This is a genomic window from Streptococcus equi subsp. zooepidemicus (assembly GCF_015689395.1).
In the GTDB taxonomy this organism is placed as follows: domain Bacteria; phylum Bacillota; class Bacilli; order Lactobacillales; family Streptococcaceae; genus Streptococcus; species Streptococcus equi.
The window spans coordinates 1,867,294-1,884,589 of sequence record NZ_CP065054.1 but is presented as its reverse complement, the minus strand read 5'-3'; the positions used below and the strand labels follow the sequence as shown (position 1 = coordinate 1,884,589).

Annotated in this window: 11 protein-coding genes, 3 tRNA genes and 3 rRNA genes; 14 read left to right on the top strand and 3 right to left on the bottom strand. The window is 43.8% G+C overall.

What is annotated here, in order from left to right; translation table 11 throughout:
* Positions 1 to 3: 3 nt before the first annotated feature.
* The 5 genes from I2432_RS08945 to I2432_RS08925 all read left to right on the top strand — a co-directional run bounded on the left by I2432_RS08945 (position 4) and on the right by I2432_RS08925 (position 5,169).
* Positions 4 to 1,552, top strand: a 16S ribosomal RNA gene (locus I2432_RS08945).
* A 55-nt stretch (positions 1,553 to 1,607) separates the two neighbouring features.
* Positions 1,608 to 1,680, top strand: a tRNA-Ala gene (locus tag I2432_RS08940).
* 310 nt (positions 1,681 to 1,990) lie between these two features.
* Positions 1,991 to 4,890 (top strand): 23S ribosomal RNA (locus tag I2432_RS08935).
* Positions 4,891 to 4,974: 84 nt separating this feature from the next.
* Positions 4,975 to 5,090 (top strand): 5S ribosomal RNA (gene rrf / locus I2432_RS08930).
* The 16S, 23S and 5S rRNA genes sit together here with 2 tRNA genes alongside, the layout of an rRNA operon.
* A 5-nt stretch (positions 5,091 to 5,095) precedes the next feature.
* A tRNA-Asn gene (locus I2432_RS08925) sits at positions 5,096 to 5,169 on the top strand.
* 36 nt (positions 5,170 to 5,205) lie between these two features.
* Here the strand turns inward: I2432_RS08925 and I2432_RS08920 are convergent.
* Positions 5,206 to 6,462: an ISL3 family transposase gene (locus I2432_RS08920; protein WP_206158736.1), complete on the bottom strand. Its 1,257-nt coding sequence runs from the start codon at positions 6,460 to 6,462 to the stop codon at positions 5,206 to 5,208.
* Between the two features lie 209 nt (positions 6,463 to 6,671).
* Between I2432_RS08920 and I2432_RS08915 the strand changes: the two genes are divergently transcribed.
* Positions 6,672 to 6,745 (top strand) — tRNA-Arg (locus tag I2432_RS08915).
* An 88-nt stretch (positions 6,746 to 6,833) separates the two neighbouring features.
* Positions 6,834 to 7,313, top strand: a complete 480-nt coding sequence (locus tag I2432_RS08910) for a competence protein ComX (RefSeq protein ID WP_111678583.1) — start codon at positions 6,834 to 6,836, stop codon at positions 7,311 to 7,313.
* A 444-nt stretch (positions 7,314 to 7,757) separates the two neighbouring features.
* Here the strand turns inward: I2432_RS08910 and I2432_RS08905 are convergent, their stop codons facing one another.
* Positions 7,758 to 9,122 carry an aspartate kinase gene (locus tag I2432_RS08905; RefSeq protein ID WP_111678581.1) on the bottom strand — a complete coding sequence of 455 codons (1,365 nt, stop codon included), beginning with the start codon at positions 9,120 to 9,122 and terminating at the stop codon, positions 7,758 to 7,760.
* A gap of 186 nt (positions 9,123 to 9,308) precedes the next feature.
* Here I2432_RS08905 and truA point away from each other — a divergent pair, with 186 nt between their 5' ends.
* Genes truA through I2432_RS08885 form a run of 4 tightly spaced genes read left to right on the top strand, consistent with a single transcriptional unit; the run spans position 9,309 to position 11,849 of the window.
* Positions 9,309 to 10,058, top strand: coding sequence for a tRNA pseudouridine(38-40) synthase TruA (gene truA / locus I2432_RS08900; protein WP_111678579.1), 750 nt, complete (start codon positions 9,309 to 9,311; stop codon positions 10,056 to 10,058).
* The gene (locus tag I2432_RS08895; protein ID WP_111678577.1) at positions 10,048 to 10,797 is read left to right on the top strand and encodes a bifunctional hydroxymethylpyrimidine kinase/phosphomethylpyrimidine kinase; all 750 of its coding nucleotides are present in this window, start codon (positions 10,048 to 10,050) and stop codon (positions 10,795 to 10,797) included. The genes truA and I2432_RS08895 overlap by 11 nt, the downstream gene beginning before the upstream one ends.
* A 5-nt stretch (positions 10,798 to 10,802) precedes the next feature.
* The gene (locus I2432_RS08890) at positions 10,803 to 11,276 is read left to right on the top strand and encodes an ECF transporter S component (protein WP_111678864.1); all 474 of its coding nucleotides are present in this window, start codon (positions 10,803 to 10,805) and stop codon (positions 11,274 to 11,276) included.
* A 12-nt stretch (positions 11,277 to 11,288) separates the two neighbouring features.
* A complete protein-coding gene (locus tag I2432_RS08885) occupies positions 11,289 to 11,849 on the top strand; it encodes a TIGR01440 family protein (protein WP_111678575.1) in 561 nt (186 codons plus the stop codon).
* Between the two features lie 88 nt (positions 11,850 to 11,937).
* On the opposite strand, the gene I2432_RS08880 is transcribed toward I2432_RS08885, so the two are convergent.
* Positions 11,938 to 12,777: a mechanosensitive ion channel family protein gene (locus tag I2432_RS08880; RefSeq protein ID WP_111678573.1), complete on the bottom strand. Its 840-nt coding sequence runs from the start codon at positions 12,775 to 12,777 to the stop codon at positions 11,938 to 11,940.
* A 450-nt stretch (positions 12,778 to 13,227) separates the two neighbouring features.
* On the opposite strand from I2432_RS08880, the gene I2432_RS08875 reads away from it, so the two are divergent.
* The 3 genes from I2432_RS08875 to rpoE all read left to right on the top strand — a co-directional run bounded on the left by I2432_RS08875 (position 13,228) and on the right by rpoE (position 17,102).
* Positions 13,228 to 14,637, top strand: coding sequence for an alpha-amylase family protein (locus I2432_RS08875; protein WP_111678571.1), 1,410 nt, complete (start codon positions 13,228 to 13,230; stop codon positions 14,635 to 14,637).
* Positions 14,638 to 14,985: 348 nt separating this feature from the next.
* On the top strand, positions 14,986 to 16,269 hold the full coding sequence (gene tig / locus I2432_RS08870) for a trigger factor (protein ID WP_021321143.1): 1,284 nt from the start codon (positions 14,986 to 14,988) through the stop codon (positions 16,267 to 16,269).
* A 266-nt stretch (positions 16,270 to 16,535) separates the two neighbouring features.
* Positions 16,536 to 17,102 carry a DNA-directed RNA polymerase subunit delta gene (rpoE, locus tag I2432_RS08865; RefSeq protein WP_012677368.1) on the top strand — a complete coding sequence of 189 codons (567 nt, stop codon included), beginning with the start codon at positions 16,536 to 16,538 and terminating at the stop codon, positions 17,100 to 17,102.
* The last annotated feature ends 194 nt before the right edge of the window (positions 17,103 to 17,296 follow it).

Sequence of the window (17,296 nt, the reverse complement as noted above, 5' to 3'; positions counted from 1 at the left end):
TAAATTAAAGAGAGTTTGATCCTGGCTCAGGACGAACGCTGGCGGCGTGCCTAATACATGCAAGTAGAACGCAGAGGTCAGGTGCTTGCACTGGACTGATGAGTTGCGAACGGGTGAGTAACGCGTAGGTAACCTACCTGATAGCGGGGGATAACTATTGGAAACGATAGCTAATACCGCATAAAAGCCAATGACCCATGTCATTGGCTTGAAAGAAGCAAACGCTTCACTATGAGATGGACCTGCGTTGTATTAGCTAGTTGGTAGGGTAAAGGCCTACCAAGGCGACGATACATAGCCGACCTGAGAGGGTGAACGGCCACACTGGGACTGAGACACGGCCCAGACTCCTACGGGAGGCAGCAGTAGGGAATCTTCGGCAATGGGGGGAACCCTGACCGAGCAACGCCGCGTGAGTGAAGAAGGTTTTCGGATCGTAAAGCTCTGTTGTTAGAGAAGAACAGTGATGGGAGTGGAAAGTCCATCATTTGACGGTAACTAACCAGAAAGGGACGGCTAACTACGTGCCAGCAGCCGCGGTAATACGTAGGTCCCGAGCGTTGTCCGGATTTATTGGGCGTAAAGCGAGCGCAGGCGGTTTAATAAGTCTGAAGTTAAAGGCAGTGGCTTAACCATTGTATGCTTTGGAAACTGTTAAACTTGAGTGCAGAAGGGGAGAGTGGAATTCCATGTGTAGCGGTGAAATGCGTAGATATATGGAGGAACACCGGTGGCGAAAGCGGCTCTCTGGTCTGTAACTGACGCTGAGGCTCGAAAGCGTGGGGAGCAAACAGGATTAGATACCCTGGTAGTCCACGCCGTAAACGCTGAGTGCTAGGTGTTAGGCCCTTTCCGGGGCTTAGTGCCGTAGCTAACGCATTAAGCACTCCGCCTGGGGAGTACGACCGCAAGGTTGAAACTCAAAGGAATTGACGGGGGCCCGCACAAGCGGTGGAGCATGTGGTTTAATTCGAAGCAACGCGAAGAACCTTACCAGGTCTTGACATCCCGATGCTATTCTTAGAGATAAGAAGTTACTTCGGTACATTGGAGACAGGTGGTGCATGGTTGTCGTCAGCTCGTGTCGTGAGATGTTGGGTTAAGTCCCGCAACGAGCGCAACCCTTATTGTTAGTTGCCATCATTAAGTTGGGCACTCTAGCGAGACTGCCGGTAATAAACCGGAGGAAGGTGGGGATGACGTCAAATCATCATGCCCCTTATGACCTGGGCTACACACGTGCTACAATGGTTGGTACAACGAGTCGCAAGCCGGTGACGGCAAGCTAATCTCTGAAAGCCAATCTCAGTTCGGATTGTAGGCTGCAACTCGCCTACATGAAGTCGGAATCGCTAGTAATCGCGGATCAGCACGCCGCGGTGAATACGTTCCCGGGCCTTGTACACACCGCCCGTCACACCACGAGAGTTTGTAACACCCGAAGTCGGTGAGGTAACCGTTAAGGAGCCAGCCGCCTAAGGTGGGATAGATGATTGGGGTGAAGTCGTAACAAGGTAGCCGTATCGGAAGGTGCGGCTGGATCACCTCCTTTCTAAGGAAAAATGGAAGCATGTTTGGAAGTCTTATTTAGTTTTGAGAGGTCTTGTGGGGCCTTAGCTCAGCTGGGAGAGCGCCTGCTTTGCACGCAGGAGGTCAGCGGTTCGATCCCGCTAGGCTCCATTATCTAGGATACAAAGAAATGTTTGGGTTACCTAATTTTCTGTATTCTAAGATATATAAGATATCGTTCAAGTAATTGAACACGACCTCATTTTTTAGGAAAAAAGATAAATCTCCTCGTGTGTAAAGCACACATCGTCGATTTCCTATTTTTCTACAAAAATGCCCAACAAGTTGGGACGGTCTTAGTATCTTAATCTTGTCCATTGAAAATTGAATAACTATATCACATTCCGCAATCAAAAAAGATTGTAAGAAAGTAACAAGAAATAAACCGAAACGCTGTGATAACGAGTTTAAGAAAAAATAAGGTTAAGTTAATAAGGGCGCACGGTGGATGCCTTGGCACTAGAAGCCGAAGAAGGACGTGACAAACGACGAAATGCTTTGGGGAGCTGTAAGTAAGCAAAGATCCAGAGATGTCCGAATGGGGGAACCCACTAGCTAATGGCTAGTATCCATAACTGTTAAGGTTATGAGAAGGAAGACGCAGTGAACTGAAACATCTAAGTAGCTGCAGGAAGAGAAAGCAAACGCGATTGCCTGAGTAGCGGCGAGCGAAAAGGCAGGAGGGCAAACCGAAGAGTTTACTCTTCGGGGTTGTAGGACTGCGTTGTGGGACGACAAGATTATAGAAGAAGGCCTTGGGAAGGGTCGCCACAGAGAGTAACAGCCTCGTATTCGAAATAGTCTTTAACCCTAGCAGTATCCTGAGTACGGCGAGACACGAGGAATCTCGTCGGAATCTGGGAGGACCATCTCCCAACCCTAAATACTCACTAGTGACCGATAGTGAACCAGTACCGTGAGGGAAAGGTGAAAAGCACCCCGGGAGGGGAGTGAAAGAGAACCTGAAACCGTGTGCCTACAAGAAGTTCGAGCCCGTTAATGGGTGAGAGCGTGCCTTTTGTAGAATGAACCGGCGAGTTACGTTTACGTGCGAGGTTAAGTTGAAGAGACGGAGCCGAAGGGAAACCGAGTCTTAATAGGGCGCAAGTACGTGGACGTAGACCCGAAACCATGTGACCTACCCATGAGCAGGTTGAAGGTGCGGTAAGACGCACTGGAGGACCGAACCAGGGCACGTTGAAAAGTGCTTGGATGACTTGTGGGTAGCGGAGAAATTCCAAACGAACTTGGAGATAGCTGGTTCTCTCCGAAATAGCTTTAGGGCTAGCGTCGATATAAAGTCTCTTGGAGGTAGAGCACTGTTTGGGTGAGGGGTCCATCCCGGATTACCAATCTCAGATAAACTCCGAATGCCAATGAGATATGATCGGCAGTCAGACTGCGAGTGCTAAGATCCGTAGTCGAAAGGGAAACAGCCCAGACCACCAGCTAAGGTCCCCAAATAACTGTTAAGTGGAAAAGGATGTGGGGTTGCACAGACAACTAGGATGTTAGCTTAGAAGCAGCTATTCATTCAAAGAGTGCGTAATAGCTCACTAGTCGAGTGACCCTGCGCCGAAAATGTACCGGGGCTAAAACAGTTTACCGAAGCTGTGGATTACCGTTAAGGTAATGGTAGGAGAGCGTTCTATGTGTGATGAAGGTATACTGTGAAGAGTGCTGGAACGCATAGAAGTGAGAATGCCGGTATGAGTAGCGAAAGACAGGTGAGAATCCTGTCCACCGTAAGACTAAGGATTCCAGGGGAAGGCTCGTCCGCCCTGGGTTAGTCGGGACCTAAGGAGAGACCGAAGGGTGTATCCGATGGACAACAGGTTGATATTCCTGTACTAGAGTATATAGTGATGGAGGGACGCAGTAGGCTAACTAAACCGGACGACTGGAAGAGTCCGGCTAAGCAGTGAGGTGTGATGTGAGTCAAATGCTTACATCTATAACATTGAGCTGTGAAGGGGAGCGAAGTTAAGTAGCGAAGTTAGAGACGTCACACTGCCAAGAAAAGCTTCTAGCGATACGTATACTCTACCCGTACCGCAAACCGACACAGGTAGTCGAGGCGAGTAGCCTCAGGTGATCGAGAGAACTCTCGTTAAGGAACTCGGCAAAATGGCCCCGTAACTTCGGGAGAAGGGGCGCTGACTGCAAGTCAGCCGCAGTGAATAGGCCCAAGCAACTGTTTATCAAAAACACAGCTCTCTGCTAAATCGCAAGATGATGTATAGGGGGTGACGCCTGCCCGGTGCTGGAAGGTTAAGAGGAGTGCTTAGCGCAAGCGAAGGTATGAATTGAAGCCCCAGTAAACGGCGGCCGTAACTATAACGGTCCTAAGGTAGCGAAATTCCTTGTCGGGTAAGTTCCGACCCGCACGAAAGGCGTAATGATTTGGGCACTGTCTCAACGAGAGACTCGGTGAAATTTTAGTACCTGTGAAGATGCAGGTTACCCGCGACAGGACGGAAAGACCCCATGGAGCTTTACTGCAGTTTGATATTGAGTATCTGTACCACATGTACAGGATAGGTAGGAGCCATAGAAGTCGGGACGCCAGTTTCGATGGAGGCGTTGTTGGGATACTACCCTTGTGTTATGGCTACTCTAACCCACTAGGCTAATCGTCTAGGGAGACAGTGTCTGACGGGCAGTTTGACTGGGGCGGTCGCCTCCTAAAATGTAACGGAGGCGCCCAAAGGTTCCCTCAGATTGGTTGGAAATCAATCGCAGAGTGTAAAGGTATAAGGGAGCTTGACTGCGAGAGCAACACCTCGAGCAGGGACGAAAGTCGGGCTTAGTGATCCGGTGGTACCGTATGGAAGGGCCATCGCTCAACGGATAAAAGCTACCCTGGGGATAACAGGCTTATCTCCCCCAAGAGTTCACATCGACGGGGAGGTTTGGCACCTCGATGTCGGCTCGTCGCATCCTGGGGCTGTAGTCGGTCCCAAGGGTTGGGCTGTTCGCCCATTAAAGCGGCACGCGAGCTGGGTTCAGAACGTCGTGAGACAGTTCGGTCCCTATCCGTCGCGGGCGTAGGAAATTTGAGAGGAACTGCTCCTAGTACGAGAGGACCAGAGTGGACTTACCGCTGGTGTACCAGTTGTCTCGCCAGAGGCATAGCTGGGTAGCTATGTAGGGAAGGGATAAGCGCTGAAAGCATCTAAGTGCGAAGCCCCCCTCAAGATGAGATTTCCCATAACGTTAAGTTAGTAAGAGCCCTGAGAGACGATCAGGTAGATAGGTTAGGAGTGGACGTGTGGTGACACATGGAGCGGACTAATACTAATAGCTCGAGGACTTATCCAAAAGATGAAACCAGTCGCTATTGACAGCTTAAGGAATTCTTGTTAGACTATAGTTATTCAATTTTGAGTGGAGAAGACTCGTAAGTTAAGTGACGATAGCCTAGGAGATACACCTGTACCCATGCCGAACACAGTAGTTAAGCCCTAGAACGCCTGAAGTAGTTGGGGGTTGCCCCCTGTGAGATACGGAAGTTGCTTAGCTTAGATCCGCCATAGCTCAGTTGGTAGTAGCGCATGACTGTTAATCATGATGTCGTAGGTTCGAGTCCTACTGGCGGAGTTTGGCTCCATGTCAACTGTAGTGGGTGACTGATAACTAAGCACGAGAGGAGACGAAGGTTGTCTTCTCTTTTGTGATGTTCAAAGCGAGGAAGATGCGTTTTTTAAAGTTGTCAAAGTTCCGAAATCCGAACGCATTGCGCTTGATATCTTTGATAAGTTTGTTAGTGGCTTCTAACTTAGCGTTAGAATAAGGCAGTTCAATGGCATTGGTGATGTAGTCTTGGTAGCGACTAAAGGTATTTAGAGCTGTTTTAAAAGTCTGATTAAGATGTGGTAGTGTGTCATGAATTAAACCAAAGAAATGCTTGGCATTCTTTTCTTGCAGGTGAAAAAGGAGCAGCTGGTACAGGTCATAATAAGATTTTAACTCAGGCACTAGTGAGAAGATCTTATTGAGACATTCTCTAGGAGTTAAGGTTTGTCTGAAGGTGCGAGAATAGAAAGGCTTAAGAGACCGTTTTCTGCTATCCTTTTGAATAAGCTTCCAGTAGTACTTAAGAGCTCTATATTTAAGAGACTTCTTGTCAAATGGTTTCATGATGTCACTACGTGTTTGCTTGAGAGCTCTATTGATGTGCTGGACAATGTGAAAACGATCGAGAACGATTTTAGCCTTAGGAAATAGAATTTTAATGAGAGGAATATAACTTCCAGACATATCGACAGTAACGACTTTCACCTTGTTTCTAGCCTCTTTAGAGTACTTAAAGAAATGATTTCGGATGGTTGTTTGACGTCTATTATCAAGAATGGTAATGATTTTCTTAGTGTTAAAATCCTGAGCAATGAAGGCTAATTTGCCTTTCTGATAAGAGAACTCATCCCAAGAGAGAACTTCTGGCAAATTGGCGTAATCCTCTCGGAAATGATACTGCTTAAGCTTGCGATAGACGGTAGAAGTGGAGATAGCGAGCTTAGAAGCGATATGGGTGAGAGCCTCTCTGTTGAGTAAAAGCTGAGCGATTTTCTGTCTCACCATCTCAGAAATTTGGCAATTTTTCTTAACCAGGGTAGTTTCAGATACAGTGACTTTTCGACAGGATTTGCATTGAAACCTTCTTTTTTTCAAACGAATGAGACTAGGAAAGCCTCCAATTTCGATAAAGGGAATTTTAGAGGGCTTCTGGAAGTCATACTTAATTTGTTTACCCCTACAGTGCTTACGTTTAGGAGGGTTATAGTCTAGTGTAGCGATAACTTCGATATGAGTATCATGTTGGATAGCTTTAGTCAAGGTGATATGTTTGTCTTTGATTCCGATAAGTAATGTGGTATTATTGAGGTGTTCCATAAGATACTTTCTAATGAGTTGTTTAGTCGCTTTTCATTATAAGTCTTATGGGACTTTTTGGTACTCAAAAAGCCCTATAATCTCCACAGTGGAGTTACCCACTACAGAAATTATAGAGCCTGATTTCCACAGTGGACTTACCTATTCCAGATGGTATAGAGCCTTGCTTTTTAGGGGATAGTATGGTAGGATAGTAGTAGTTAAGAAAAGCACCCTTAGCTCAACTGGATAGAGTACCTGACTACGAATCAGGCGGTTAGAGGTTCGACTCCTCTAGGGGGCATAGCAAGGCAACAGGACATTTCTGTCCTGTTGTTTTTTTGTTTGTCTCCTTATAATAAGGCTACTAAGCATGAAAAGGAGAAAGTATAATGACTGATGATTTAGTGAGGTTGTTTGATAAGATCAAGCCTATTATTATGAAGCTAAGACGGCATTATTATATTCAGCTGTGGGAGCTAGATGATTGGTTACAGGAGGGACGGTTGATCTTGTATCGGTTGTTGGTTACTTATCCAGAATTGATAGAGGATGAGGAGAAGCTGTATCGTTATTTTAAGACCAAGTTTTCCTCTTATTTGAAGGACGTGTTGCGGCAGCAGGAGAGTCAGAAGCGTCGGTTTCATAAGATGGCTTATGAGGAGATTGGGTCGGTAGGCCATGCGATACCAGCAGGTGGCTTGGGAGTAGATGATTATGTGGCTTATCAGTTGATTGTGAAGGAGGTTGAGGAGCGATTGACAGAGGGTGAGCTGTCGCAGTTTCGGGCTTTGATCAGGGGAGAGCGGTTTGAGGGGAGACGGGCCTTGCTTCGCAAGATAGGACCTTACTTTCAGGATTTTACTGGCTAGAAATAGTGGGGAGTTCACGAAACGAGATTGAAAGGCTTACTGTGCAGGGAGATGGCTAGACTGTGATGGATCTTGTGCATCTTTGAGAATGCTGGCTGTTGTATCAATTGATAAGGCAAATCTTGATTTGTGGAGAGCTTGGCTAATCTATACTTGGGTGCTTTGCTGCTATATTTGTTTGGATCTAGCAGAGATTGTACATACAGTAAGGTGCTGTAGTCGTAAGTGCCTAATCACTTGCTGTTAACCCCAGCTGAGGTGAAAGTTGTTTTGTTGCAGCAAGGTAAAGCAAATGCTTATGATAGCTGTGAGCATATTAAGTCGTTACTACCAATACTTAATTTTGATAGCTTATAGATTATAAAAGCAGCTCATAGACTAGAGACATTGTCTATGTGAGCTGTTTTTGAAGCTTGATGTTAACAAGAGATGTTATCTGGAGCTTTACAGGGGCAGATCAGGCCTAAAAAAGGTTTGATATAAGGCTCTAATTGCCTTTTTTTCATCGGTGCTATTGATGAAAAACATGACGGATACTTCGCTTGCTCCTTGGGAAATCATAGCAATATTGATATGATTTTCAGATAGAGCCCTTGCTGCGGCAGATGTGACACCGATATGACTTTTCATATTTTCACCGACTATCATGATAATAGAAAGATTTCTGGTGATGGACACCTCATCAACCTCTAATTGCTGAACAAGTCTGCGAAGGATTTCTTCTTCTTTGATGGGGGTCAATTCTCTTTCTCTAAGTACAATTGATAGGTCATCAATGCCTGTAGGCATGTGCTCCCATCTGATATTGAGGTCCTCTAATATCTGAAGGAGCTTGCGCCCAAATCCAATTTCTCTGTTCATGAGATATTTAGATAGGTTAATGCTGACAAAGTGATCGTCACCTGATATACCGACAACGGGATTAGATTTTCTCTGGTGCTCAAGAACAATTTTTGTACCTGGGTGGCTGGGATTGTTAGTGTTTTTAATGATGATTGGGATTTTCCCTCGGTAAGCAGGGATTAATGCTTCATCATGGAGGACAGAAAAGCCAGCATAGGCTAATTCGCGCATTTCTCTGTAGGTTAATTCAGCGATAGTCTGTGGCTGCTTAACAACACCGGGGTGGGCAGCAAAGATGCCATTGACATCTGTAAAATTTTCATAGCTGTCAGCTGTGACTCCTGCTGCAATAATGGAGCCTGTAATATCAGAGCCACCACGTGAGAAGGTACAAATCTGGTTTTCATTTGTCACACCAAAAAATCCAGGGATAACAAGAATATCATCATGATCCTTTAAGGCCTCTAGCTTATCATAGCTGATTGGAAGCAAACGTGCATGCTGTGGCTCACTGCTTACGATTAGACCTGCATCTTTGGGGTGGAGGTAGCTTGCAGCTAAGCCATTTGCCTTGAGGTAAGCAGCTACTAGCTTGGCATTATTGTCCTCACCGGCTGCAAGAAAGGTATCGTATAAATAAGGATTATGTTCTTTTGGAAGTCTTGCCAATTGCTCTAAAGAAGCTGTGATTTGTGTGATGATTTTGCTATCTAGCGTTAAGTCATTACAGATTTGTTGGTAACGATTGATAATCCATTCCAAATGCTTGTGATAGTGACGGTCTGAGACATAGGCTTTGTAATAGGCAATGAGTGCATCAGTCACCTTTGTGTCTGTAGGGGATCGTTTGCCTGGTGCGGAGACAACGATGATTTTGCGCTCAGAATCGTCCTTGATAATAGCCAAGACCTTTTCTAACTGTTGGGCAGATGCCAAGGAGCTGCCGCCAAATTTTGTTACCTTCATTTGCTCTCCAGTCTACTTATTGAATATTAGAGAAATTATAGCAGAAAAGCTAGTCCTTGTCAGTAGCCTTTTTCTGTCTATTGATGTCAAAGCAAGCTTTCTTATCAAGGATAATCAAAAACTGTATGGGGACAAAACCCGTAAATGCTCTTTTCTGATGGCTGGAAGAAATGGTAGAATAATAGCATGACAAGATATAAAGCAATTATTTCCTACGATGGGACCTTGTTTTCTGGTTTTCAGAGACAAAGTCAGGCACGTACGGTACAAGAAGAGATTGAAAAGACCCTGCAAAAATTAACGGGTGGTCAAGGGATACAGATTCATGGGGCTGGCAGGACAGATGCTGGTGTGCATGCTTATGGTCAAGTGATTCACTTTGATTTGGATCAAAAAAGAGACCCTGAAAAGCTTCGCTTTGCTCTTGATACACAGACACCAGATGATATTGATGTAGTCAGTCTGGAGATTGTCGCAGATGATTTTCACGCCCGCTACCATAAGCATTTCAAAACCTATGAATTTTTAGTGGATATTGGTCGTCCTAAAAATCCTATGATGCGCCATTATGCGACCCATTACCCCTATCCCTTGGCTATTTGGAAGATGCAGGCTGCTATTCAGGATTTGGTTGGGACGCATGATTTTACAGGCTTTACAGCTGCGGGAACCTCTGTTGAAAATAAGGTCCGTACCATTACAGCAGCTACCCTCACTCAGGACCCTAAAACTGGTTTTCTTGTTTTTACGTTTTCAGGTAATGGCTTTCTTTATAAGCAGGTTAGAAATATGGTTGGGACCTTGCTCAAGATCGGCAATGGTCGGCTGCCAATTGAGCAAATCAGGCTCGTTTTAGAGAGTAAGAATCGGCAGCTAGCTGGACCGACAGCGGCTGGTAATGGCCTTTATTTGAAGGAAATTATCTATGAAGAATAAGGTATTAACAATCGCTGGGAGTGATATCTTAAGTGGTGGTGGCTTGCAGGCTGATTTAGCGGTGCTTCATCAGCTCGATAGCTTTGCATTTTTAGCTGTTACCTGCTTAACAAGCTGTGATGCTAAAGGCTTCGACATTCACCCTGTTGCGACTGATTTGCTGGCAAAGCAGTTGTCTAGTTTAGTAGCTATTCCTTTTCAGGCGATCAAAGTTGGTCTTTTACCAAGGCCTGAAATAGCAGAGCAGGTGGCCCTGTTTTTAGAGCTTAAAAATGATACCCCTGTTATTTTAGATCCTGTTTTAGTATTTAAGGAAAATCAAGATCAGACAGTTGTGGAAATGACAGAGGCTTTGCGCGCTCTCTTTCCCTTATCAGCAGTGATTACCCCCAACCTAAGAGAAGCAGAACGCTTAGCAGGGCTTGCTATTAATAGCAAGGAGCAAATGGTAGAAGCGGCAAAAAAGCTTTATGAGATGGGAGCTAAGAGGGTTGTGATCAAGGGTGGAAATCGTTTTGACCAGCGAATTGCTCTAGATCTATTTTATGACGCAAAAACCCTGTGCTTTTTAGAAAAGCCAGTCTTGGCCAAACAAAACAGTGGGGCTGGCTGTAGCTTTGCAGCTGCAATTGCTGCTTATTTAGCTAAGGGATATTCACCGCTTAGGGCTGTTGAGCAGGCTAAAGACCTTGTTTTTGAAGCCATTCAACAGTCAAATGATTATGGAGTTGTCTTATGATAAATATGAAACAGACAAGAGAGCTAGCTCTTGTGTCTATCTTGACTGCCCTGACAGTTGTCCTGGGCAGGTTTGTGAGTATTGCCACGCCGACAGGTTTTTTAAGTCTTTTAGATGCAGGGGTGTATGTGACTGCCTTTTCTCTTGGGAAAAAGGAGGGTATGCTTGTTGGGGGCTTATCAGGTTTTTTGCTTGATTTGATCTCAGGTTACCCCAATTGGATGCTGATTAGTCTTGTTGCTCATGGGGCTCAGGGCTACTTAGCAGGCTTGTCTGGCAGGCATCGCTTTCTTGGTGTGGGCCTTGCTTCTGTGGTAATGGTTGGTCTCTATTTTCTTGCATCTATTCCAATGTATGGTATGGGCGCTGCTATTTCAGAAATTTCGGGGAATGCTGCTCAAAATATCCTTGGTATAGGTGTAGGCTATCTGCTGTATTTAGGGGTCAAAAAACAGCTGGTCAAAGTGTCAGATGATTAAGCAGGTGATTCAATGGATTTAAAGGTATTGAGAGAAGAAGCACGCTCTATCTTGCTTGATATTGTGGAGCGTAGTGCTATCAAAAAAGGGCAACTGTTTGTCTTAGGGCTGTCCTCTAGCGAGGTACTTGGTGGTCGTATTGGCCAGCATTCTAGCTTAGAGGTGGGTGAGGTTATTGTGAAGCTTATGTTGGAGGAATTGTCGTTCAGAGGGATTTATTTAGCGGTTCAGGGGTGTGAGCACATTAATCGTGCCTTGGTATTAGAAGAAAGTGTTGCTGAAGAATATCGGCTAGAAATAGTCAATGTGCTGCCTAGCTTGCATGCTGGAGGAAGTGGTCAATTAGCAGCCTTCAAATACATGAAGCAGCCAGTTGAGGTTGAAGCCATTGCTGCTCATGCAGGCCTTGACATTGGAGATACCTCAATTGGTATGCATGTTAAGCGTGTACAGGTGCCGCTTGTGCCTATTCAGCGAGAGCTTGGTGGCGCTCATGTGACTGCCTTGGCAAGTCGTCCCAAATTAATTGGTGGTGTAAGAGCCAGGTATCAGCCTGATCCTATTCGGAAATAAGAGCAAAAGAAATATATCTAGCAGTTTAAGTCTGATGACCTGGCTGCTGGATAGGGCTTGTGTGCTAAGAAAGCAATGGTTTTTACTGCTAGGCTAAGGGTGATATGGCAGATGCAGTTGGCAGCTTGATACCCTCCCTTAGTAAGGCCTCTTGATAGAGCTTATAAAAGCTATGGTAAATCGTAAATTGCTGCCCATTTTCAGTAAAAATGCTAACGCGAAAGGTGAATTGTCCGTTGGGATTGGTCTGTGGTCCTAGAATGTTGGGCTGTCCGACAATTTGTGGGAAATTTGGTACCTCTCGCTTATTGACAGCCTTAATGATTTGGGTTACATGCTCTAGATCGGTTGAGGAATAAAGTGGAATATCAATCAAAGCTCTCATATTGCCACGTGATTTGTTGCTAACAACTGTAATATTGCGGTTAGGAATAAAATGTAGTGTGCCATCAAAGCCTCGCACCTGAGTGGTTCGAATACCAACGCTGGAGATGGTTCCTTCAATGCCTGCAATGGTGACGGTGTCTCCTACTTCAAATTGATTTTCAAACAGAATAAAAAAGCCATTGACCACATCAGACAAGAAGCCTTGAGCCCCAAGCCCAATAGCAACACCAGCAATTCCTGCTCCTGCTAAAAGACTAGATACTGGAATACCAAGTAGGCTCAAAATCCAATAGATGAGAAGAAAATAGAAAACATAATTTAGGGTGTTGTGAAGGAGCTTGGATAAGGTTTTTTTCCTTGCTTCAGTCTGTCTTGAATAGGAAAATGACTTGGCGATTGCCTTTTCAAATAAAGCTGTCGTGATTTTTTTGAAGATCACAAAGAAAATCAATAATAAGGTGATTGACACTAATTTAGAAAACACAAGCACCATGATATTTTCTAGGTGTAGCTGATTAAAGTATGTTAATATAAACGTCATGGTAACTCCTTTCTATCGTAGCTAGTTTACCAAAAAAAGTCCTAGTTGAAAATAGATCACCAAACATTATTAAGAAGAGTAATGGCTTCTTGTTTATGTTTTATTGAGGTTTTTCTGACGAAGGAAACAAAGCTCTGTGCAATTGGTTGCGTAGGTCTGCAAATAAATGACATTAACATGTGCAAAAGATTAGAGTAAATGAGTCTGATTATGAGATAAACAAAAGGAAAATACTTATGCAACATGATTTTGATTGGTTTTATAGGCTTTAGCAAAGGAAATAAAAATTAAAAAAATCACTAATTTTTTGCTAAAAATGGTATGCATACCGAAATTTATATGTTATACTTCTCTTATAGGTCCTATTTTTGTTTGCAAACAGTACAGAGAATCATCTTATTTTTTTAAGCGCTAACGAAAGCGCTTTCGCAGAAAGAACGGAGTTTACATATGGTAACACATAAGACAAAAAGATTTCTCAAAGCTCTATCAGTGACCAGCTTGACCCTTGGATTGGTACTGTCAGGCTTGGCTCCTCTAACAACAGCTAACCTTGCTAGTGTTCAGGAGGTGCAGTCTGATAATCAACCGATAGCCATGAAGGACGGAGCTATTTTACATGCTTGGTGCTGGTCCTTTAACACCATCAAAGAAAACATGAGTGCCATTAAGGAAGCTGGCTACACTAGTATTCAAACCTCACCTATTAATGCTGTTATTAAGGGTGATGGCGGTAGTAAGGACTTGAAAAACTGGTATTACCATTATCAGCCAACAGACTATACTATCGGGAACTATCAATTAGGAACAGAAGAGGAATTTAAGGCAATGGCTCAGGAGGCTGATAAATATGGAATCAATATTATTGTTGATGCTGTTTTGAATCATACAACCTCTGAGTTTAATGCAGTTAGCCCTAAGATCACAGCTATAGATAACTGGACACATGGAAATGACAAAATCGTCAACTTCAACGACCGTTATCAAATAACTCAAAAATCCTTGCTAGGACTTTATGATTTCAACACACAAAATCGAGCTGTCCAAGAATACATGCTGAATTATCTAAAACGAGCAGTAGCTGATGGAGCAGATGGCTTTAGGTATGATGCTGCAAAGCATATCGAATTACCAGGTGAGCATAACAGCGATTTCTGGAATGTTATTCTTAACAATGGTGCTAAATTCCAATATGGAGAAATTTTACAGGGTGATGCTTGCAACGAAGCAGGCTATGGCAATATCATGGGAGTGACAGCGTCAAACTATGGTAAGCTAATCCGTAAAGTGCTAGAGCAGGGCTATGTGAAAGATGGTGATCTCATCAACTTCCAAGTGTATGGTGTTTCAGAGGACAAGTTAGTCACTTGGGTAGAATCTCATGATACCTATGCTAACAATGAGGAAGAGTCTACCAAGCTAACAGATGAGGACATTAAGCTTGGCTGGGGAATTATTGCTGCTCGTAATGAGGGAGCACCGCTCTTCTTTTCACGTCCTCGTGGCGGTGGCGGCCAAAATGGACGCTTCCCTGGAAAAAGCCAAATTGGTGATGCTGGCAGTGACTTGTTTAAGGATCCAACCATTGTTGCGATTAATAAATTCCGCAATAGGATGAATGGTCAATCAGAATACATTCGCAATCCTGGTATGGACCAAGGCCTAGTCATGATTGAACGCGGTCAAAAGGGTGCTGTTATCACCAACCTAACCATCGTTGATAAAGACTTTTCTTCTACAACAACCCTAGCTGATGGTAAGTACAAAGACGCAGTGACTGGCACAGTTTATCATGTTTCCAATCACAACATTACCGGTCATCTAGCTAAGAAATCAGTAGCTGTCCTGCTTCCAGCGTAACTATCTGGCTTACAGATTAAGGACTGTTTGGAGTCTGGGACAAAAAGAGTTGCATGTTAAAAAGTCATAGTTAATGTACTTTATTACCCAATCTAAATAATTAAAATGCGAACAAGACTAGTTTTTAGGATCTCAGAAAACAAGTCTTGTTCGTTTATTTTATTTTGGAGGCAGACTTTTATTCCAGTCTCTTTTTCTTTGAAGCTGATGAAGGCTTTGGTAATGGTTCAGTTAAGAGTCTGATATTTGGAAACCCTGTCCCTACTTTCACGCATAAAAAACTTTAAAAACACTTGGTAATATGATAGAATGAGGTGTATCTAAATTATTTTAAGGAGAAATGACTTAATGTCTACATCATTTGAGAACAAAGCTACAAATCGTGGCGTGATTACATTTACAATTAGTCAAGATAAAATCAAGCCCGCTCTTGATCAAGCTTTTAATAAAATTAAAAAGGATTTAAATGCACCAGGCTTCCGTAAGGGTCACATGCCTCGTCCTGTTTTTAATCAAAGATTTGGTGAAGAGGTTCTTTATGAGGAGGCCTTGAATATTGTGCTACCAGCAGCCTATGAAGGTGCTGTTGCAGAGCTTGAGCTTGATGTTGTTGCACAGCCAAAAATTGATGTGGTTTCTATGGAAAAGGGTCAAGAATGGACACTTACTGCAGAGGTTGTCACAAAACCAGAGGTTAAGCTTGGTGATTACAAAGACCTTACTGTTGAGGTTGATGTTTCAAAAGAGGTTACTGATGAAGAGGTTGATGCAAAGGTTGAGCGTGAGCGCAACAATCTTGCTGAGCTAGTTGTCAAAGAAGCTGCAGCAGTAGAAGGCGACACAGTTGTTATTGATTTTGTAGGCTCTGTTGATGGAGTTGAATTTGATGGCGGCAAAGGGGACAATTTCTCACTTGAGCTGGGCTCAGGACAATTTATTCCAGGCTTTGAGGATCAGCTAGTTGGTGCGAAGGCTGGTGATACTGTTGAGGTTAATGTAACCTTCCCAGAAAATTATCAAGCTGAGGATCTTGCAGGTAAGGCTGCTAAGTTTGTGACAACTGTTCATGAGGTAAAGGCAAAAGAAGTACCCGAGCTTGACGATGAGCTTGCAAAGGATATTGATGAGGAAGTCGAAACACTCGATGAGCTAAAGGCTAAGTATCGTAAAGAGCTTGAAGCTTCAAAGGAAGCAGCTTATGATGACGCTCTAGAGGGTGCTGCTATTGAATTAGCTGTTGAAAATGCTGAAATCGTGGAATTACCAGAGGAAATGGTCCATGACGAGGTTCACCGTTCCGTTAACGAATTTATGGCTAGCATGCAGCGTCAGGGCATTTCACCTGATATGTACTTCCAGCTAACTGGCACAAGTCAAGAAGATCTTCACAAGCAGCATGAAGCAGAGGCAGACAAGCGTGTCAAAACTAATCTTGTTATTGAGGCTATCGCAAAGGCAGAGGGCTTTGAAGCTTCAGACGATGAGATTGAAAAAGAAATTAACGACCTTGCAGCTGAGTATAGCATGCCAGTTGAGCAGGTTCGCTCATTGCTTTCAGCTGATATGTTAAAGCATGACATTGTCATGAAAAAAGCTGTAGAAGTGATTACAAGCTCAGCAAAAGCAAAATAAGCTGTTATGATATAGACAAGCAAGACTAAGCAAGCACTTGGTCTTGTTTTGCTGTTTTTATATGGTTTAAAGCAAGTCGTTAGCGCTTCTTTTTGAATTGTTCCTGCTGTCGCGTTTAGGAGCTGTCGGGTTAGCTGCTGCTAGGCTTTGTTCTTGCTGGCTGAGAAGTGGGTAAAAAGAATACTGGTTCTCCTCTGATAAAAACTTTGACGAATCGGTATTTTTAGCGTAAAATAGGAGAGAATGATAAAATAAGGAGAACTGCCTTGAAATTAGATGTATTTGCAGGACAAGAAATAAGCGAACTTTCTATGATTGAAGTTGCTCGTGCTATTTTAGAAGAGCGTGGTCGCGATAATGACATGTATTTTAGCGATTTGGTTAACGAGATTCAAAATTACCTAGGCAAGTCTGACGCTGATATTCGTTATGCTTTACCATTTTTTTACACTGATCTCAATACAGATGGTAGCTTTATTCCACTTGGTGAAAATAAATGGGGTCTACGTTCATGGTATGCTATTGATGAGATTGATGAGGAAATCATCACCCTAGAAGATGAAGAAGACGGCGCACCAAAACGCAAGAAGAAACGTGTCAATGCCTTCATGGACGGTGATGAGGACGCTATTGACTATAGCGCCGATGATCCAGAGGATGAGGATTTTGTTCGTGAATCATCTGATATTGAATATGACGAGGAAGATCCAGACGATGAAAAATCTGAGGTAGAGTCCTACGATTCAGAGCTCAATGAAATCATTCCAGAGGACGATTTTGAAGAGGTTGACCTCAATGAAGAGGACGAAGAAGATGAGGACGAGGAGGAGTAGCAGGTGTATCGCTAGCCTCTAAAAGCAATAGTAATATTTGACAAATGTCCTCTTATAGTTTATATTATTAATCGGGCACCTCTTTAAGAGGTCGGGTAAGCTCCCTAGCTAATAGGGGGCTGTTTTTGTTTTAATGACCCAGCTTTGGTTACTAGTCTCATGGCTTAGCCTTGTGGGAAGCTTAGCCCCCAATC

Bases quoted from the DNA above. Each gene is read 5' to 3' on its own strand.
- I2432_RS08920 (WP_206158736.1), bottom strand. From the start codon at position 6,462: ATGGAACACCTCAATAATACCACATTACTTATCGGAATCAAAGACAAA.
- I2432_RS08910 (WP_111678583.1), top strand. From the start codon at position 6,834: ATGACTGATGATTTAGTGAGGTTGTTTGATAAGATCAAGCCTATTATT.
- I2432_RS08905 (WP_111678581.1), bottom strand. From the start codon at position 9,122: ATGAAGGTAACAAAATTTGGCGGCAGCTCCTTGGCATCTGCCCAACAG.
- truA (WP_111678579.1), top strand. From the start codon at position 9,309: ATGACAAGATATAAAGCAATTATTTCCTACGATGGGACCTTGTTTTCT.
- I2432_RS08895 (WP_111678577.1), top strand. From the start codon at position 10,048: ATGAAGAATAAGGTATTAACAATCGCTGGGAGTGATATCTTAAGTGGT.
- I2432_RS08890 (WP_111678864.1), top strand. From the start codon at position 10,803: ATGAAACAGACAAGAGAGCTAGCTCTTGTGTCTATCTTGACTGCCCTG.
- I2432_RS08885 (WP_111678575.1), top strand. From the start codon at position 11,289: ATGGATTTAAAGGTATTGAGAGAAGAAGCACGCTCTATCTTGCTTGAT.
- I2432_RS08880 (WP_111678573.1), bottom strand. From the start codon at position 12,777: ATGACGTTTATATTAACATACTTTAATCAGCTACACCTAGAAAATATC.
- I2432_RS08875 (WP_111678571.1), top strand. From the start codon at position 13,228: ATGGTAACACATAAGACAAAAAGATTTCTCAAAGCTCTATCAGTGACC.
- tig (WP_021321143.1), top strand. From the start codon at position 14,986: ATGTCTACATCATTTGAGAACAAAGCTACAAATCGTGGCGTGATTACA.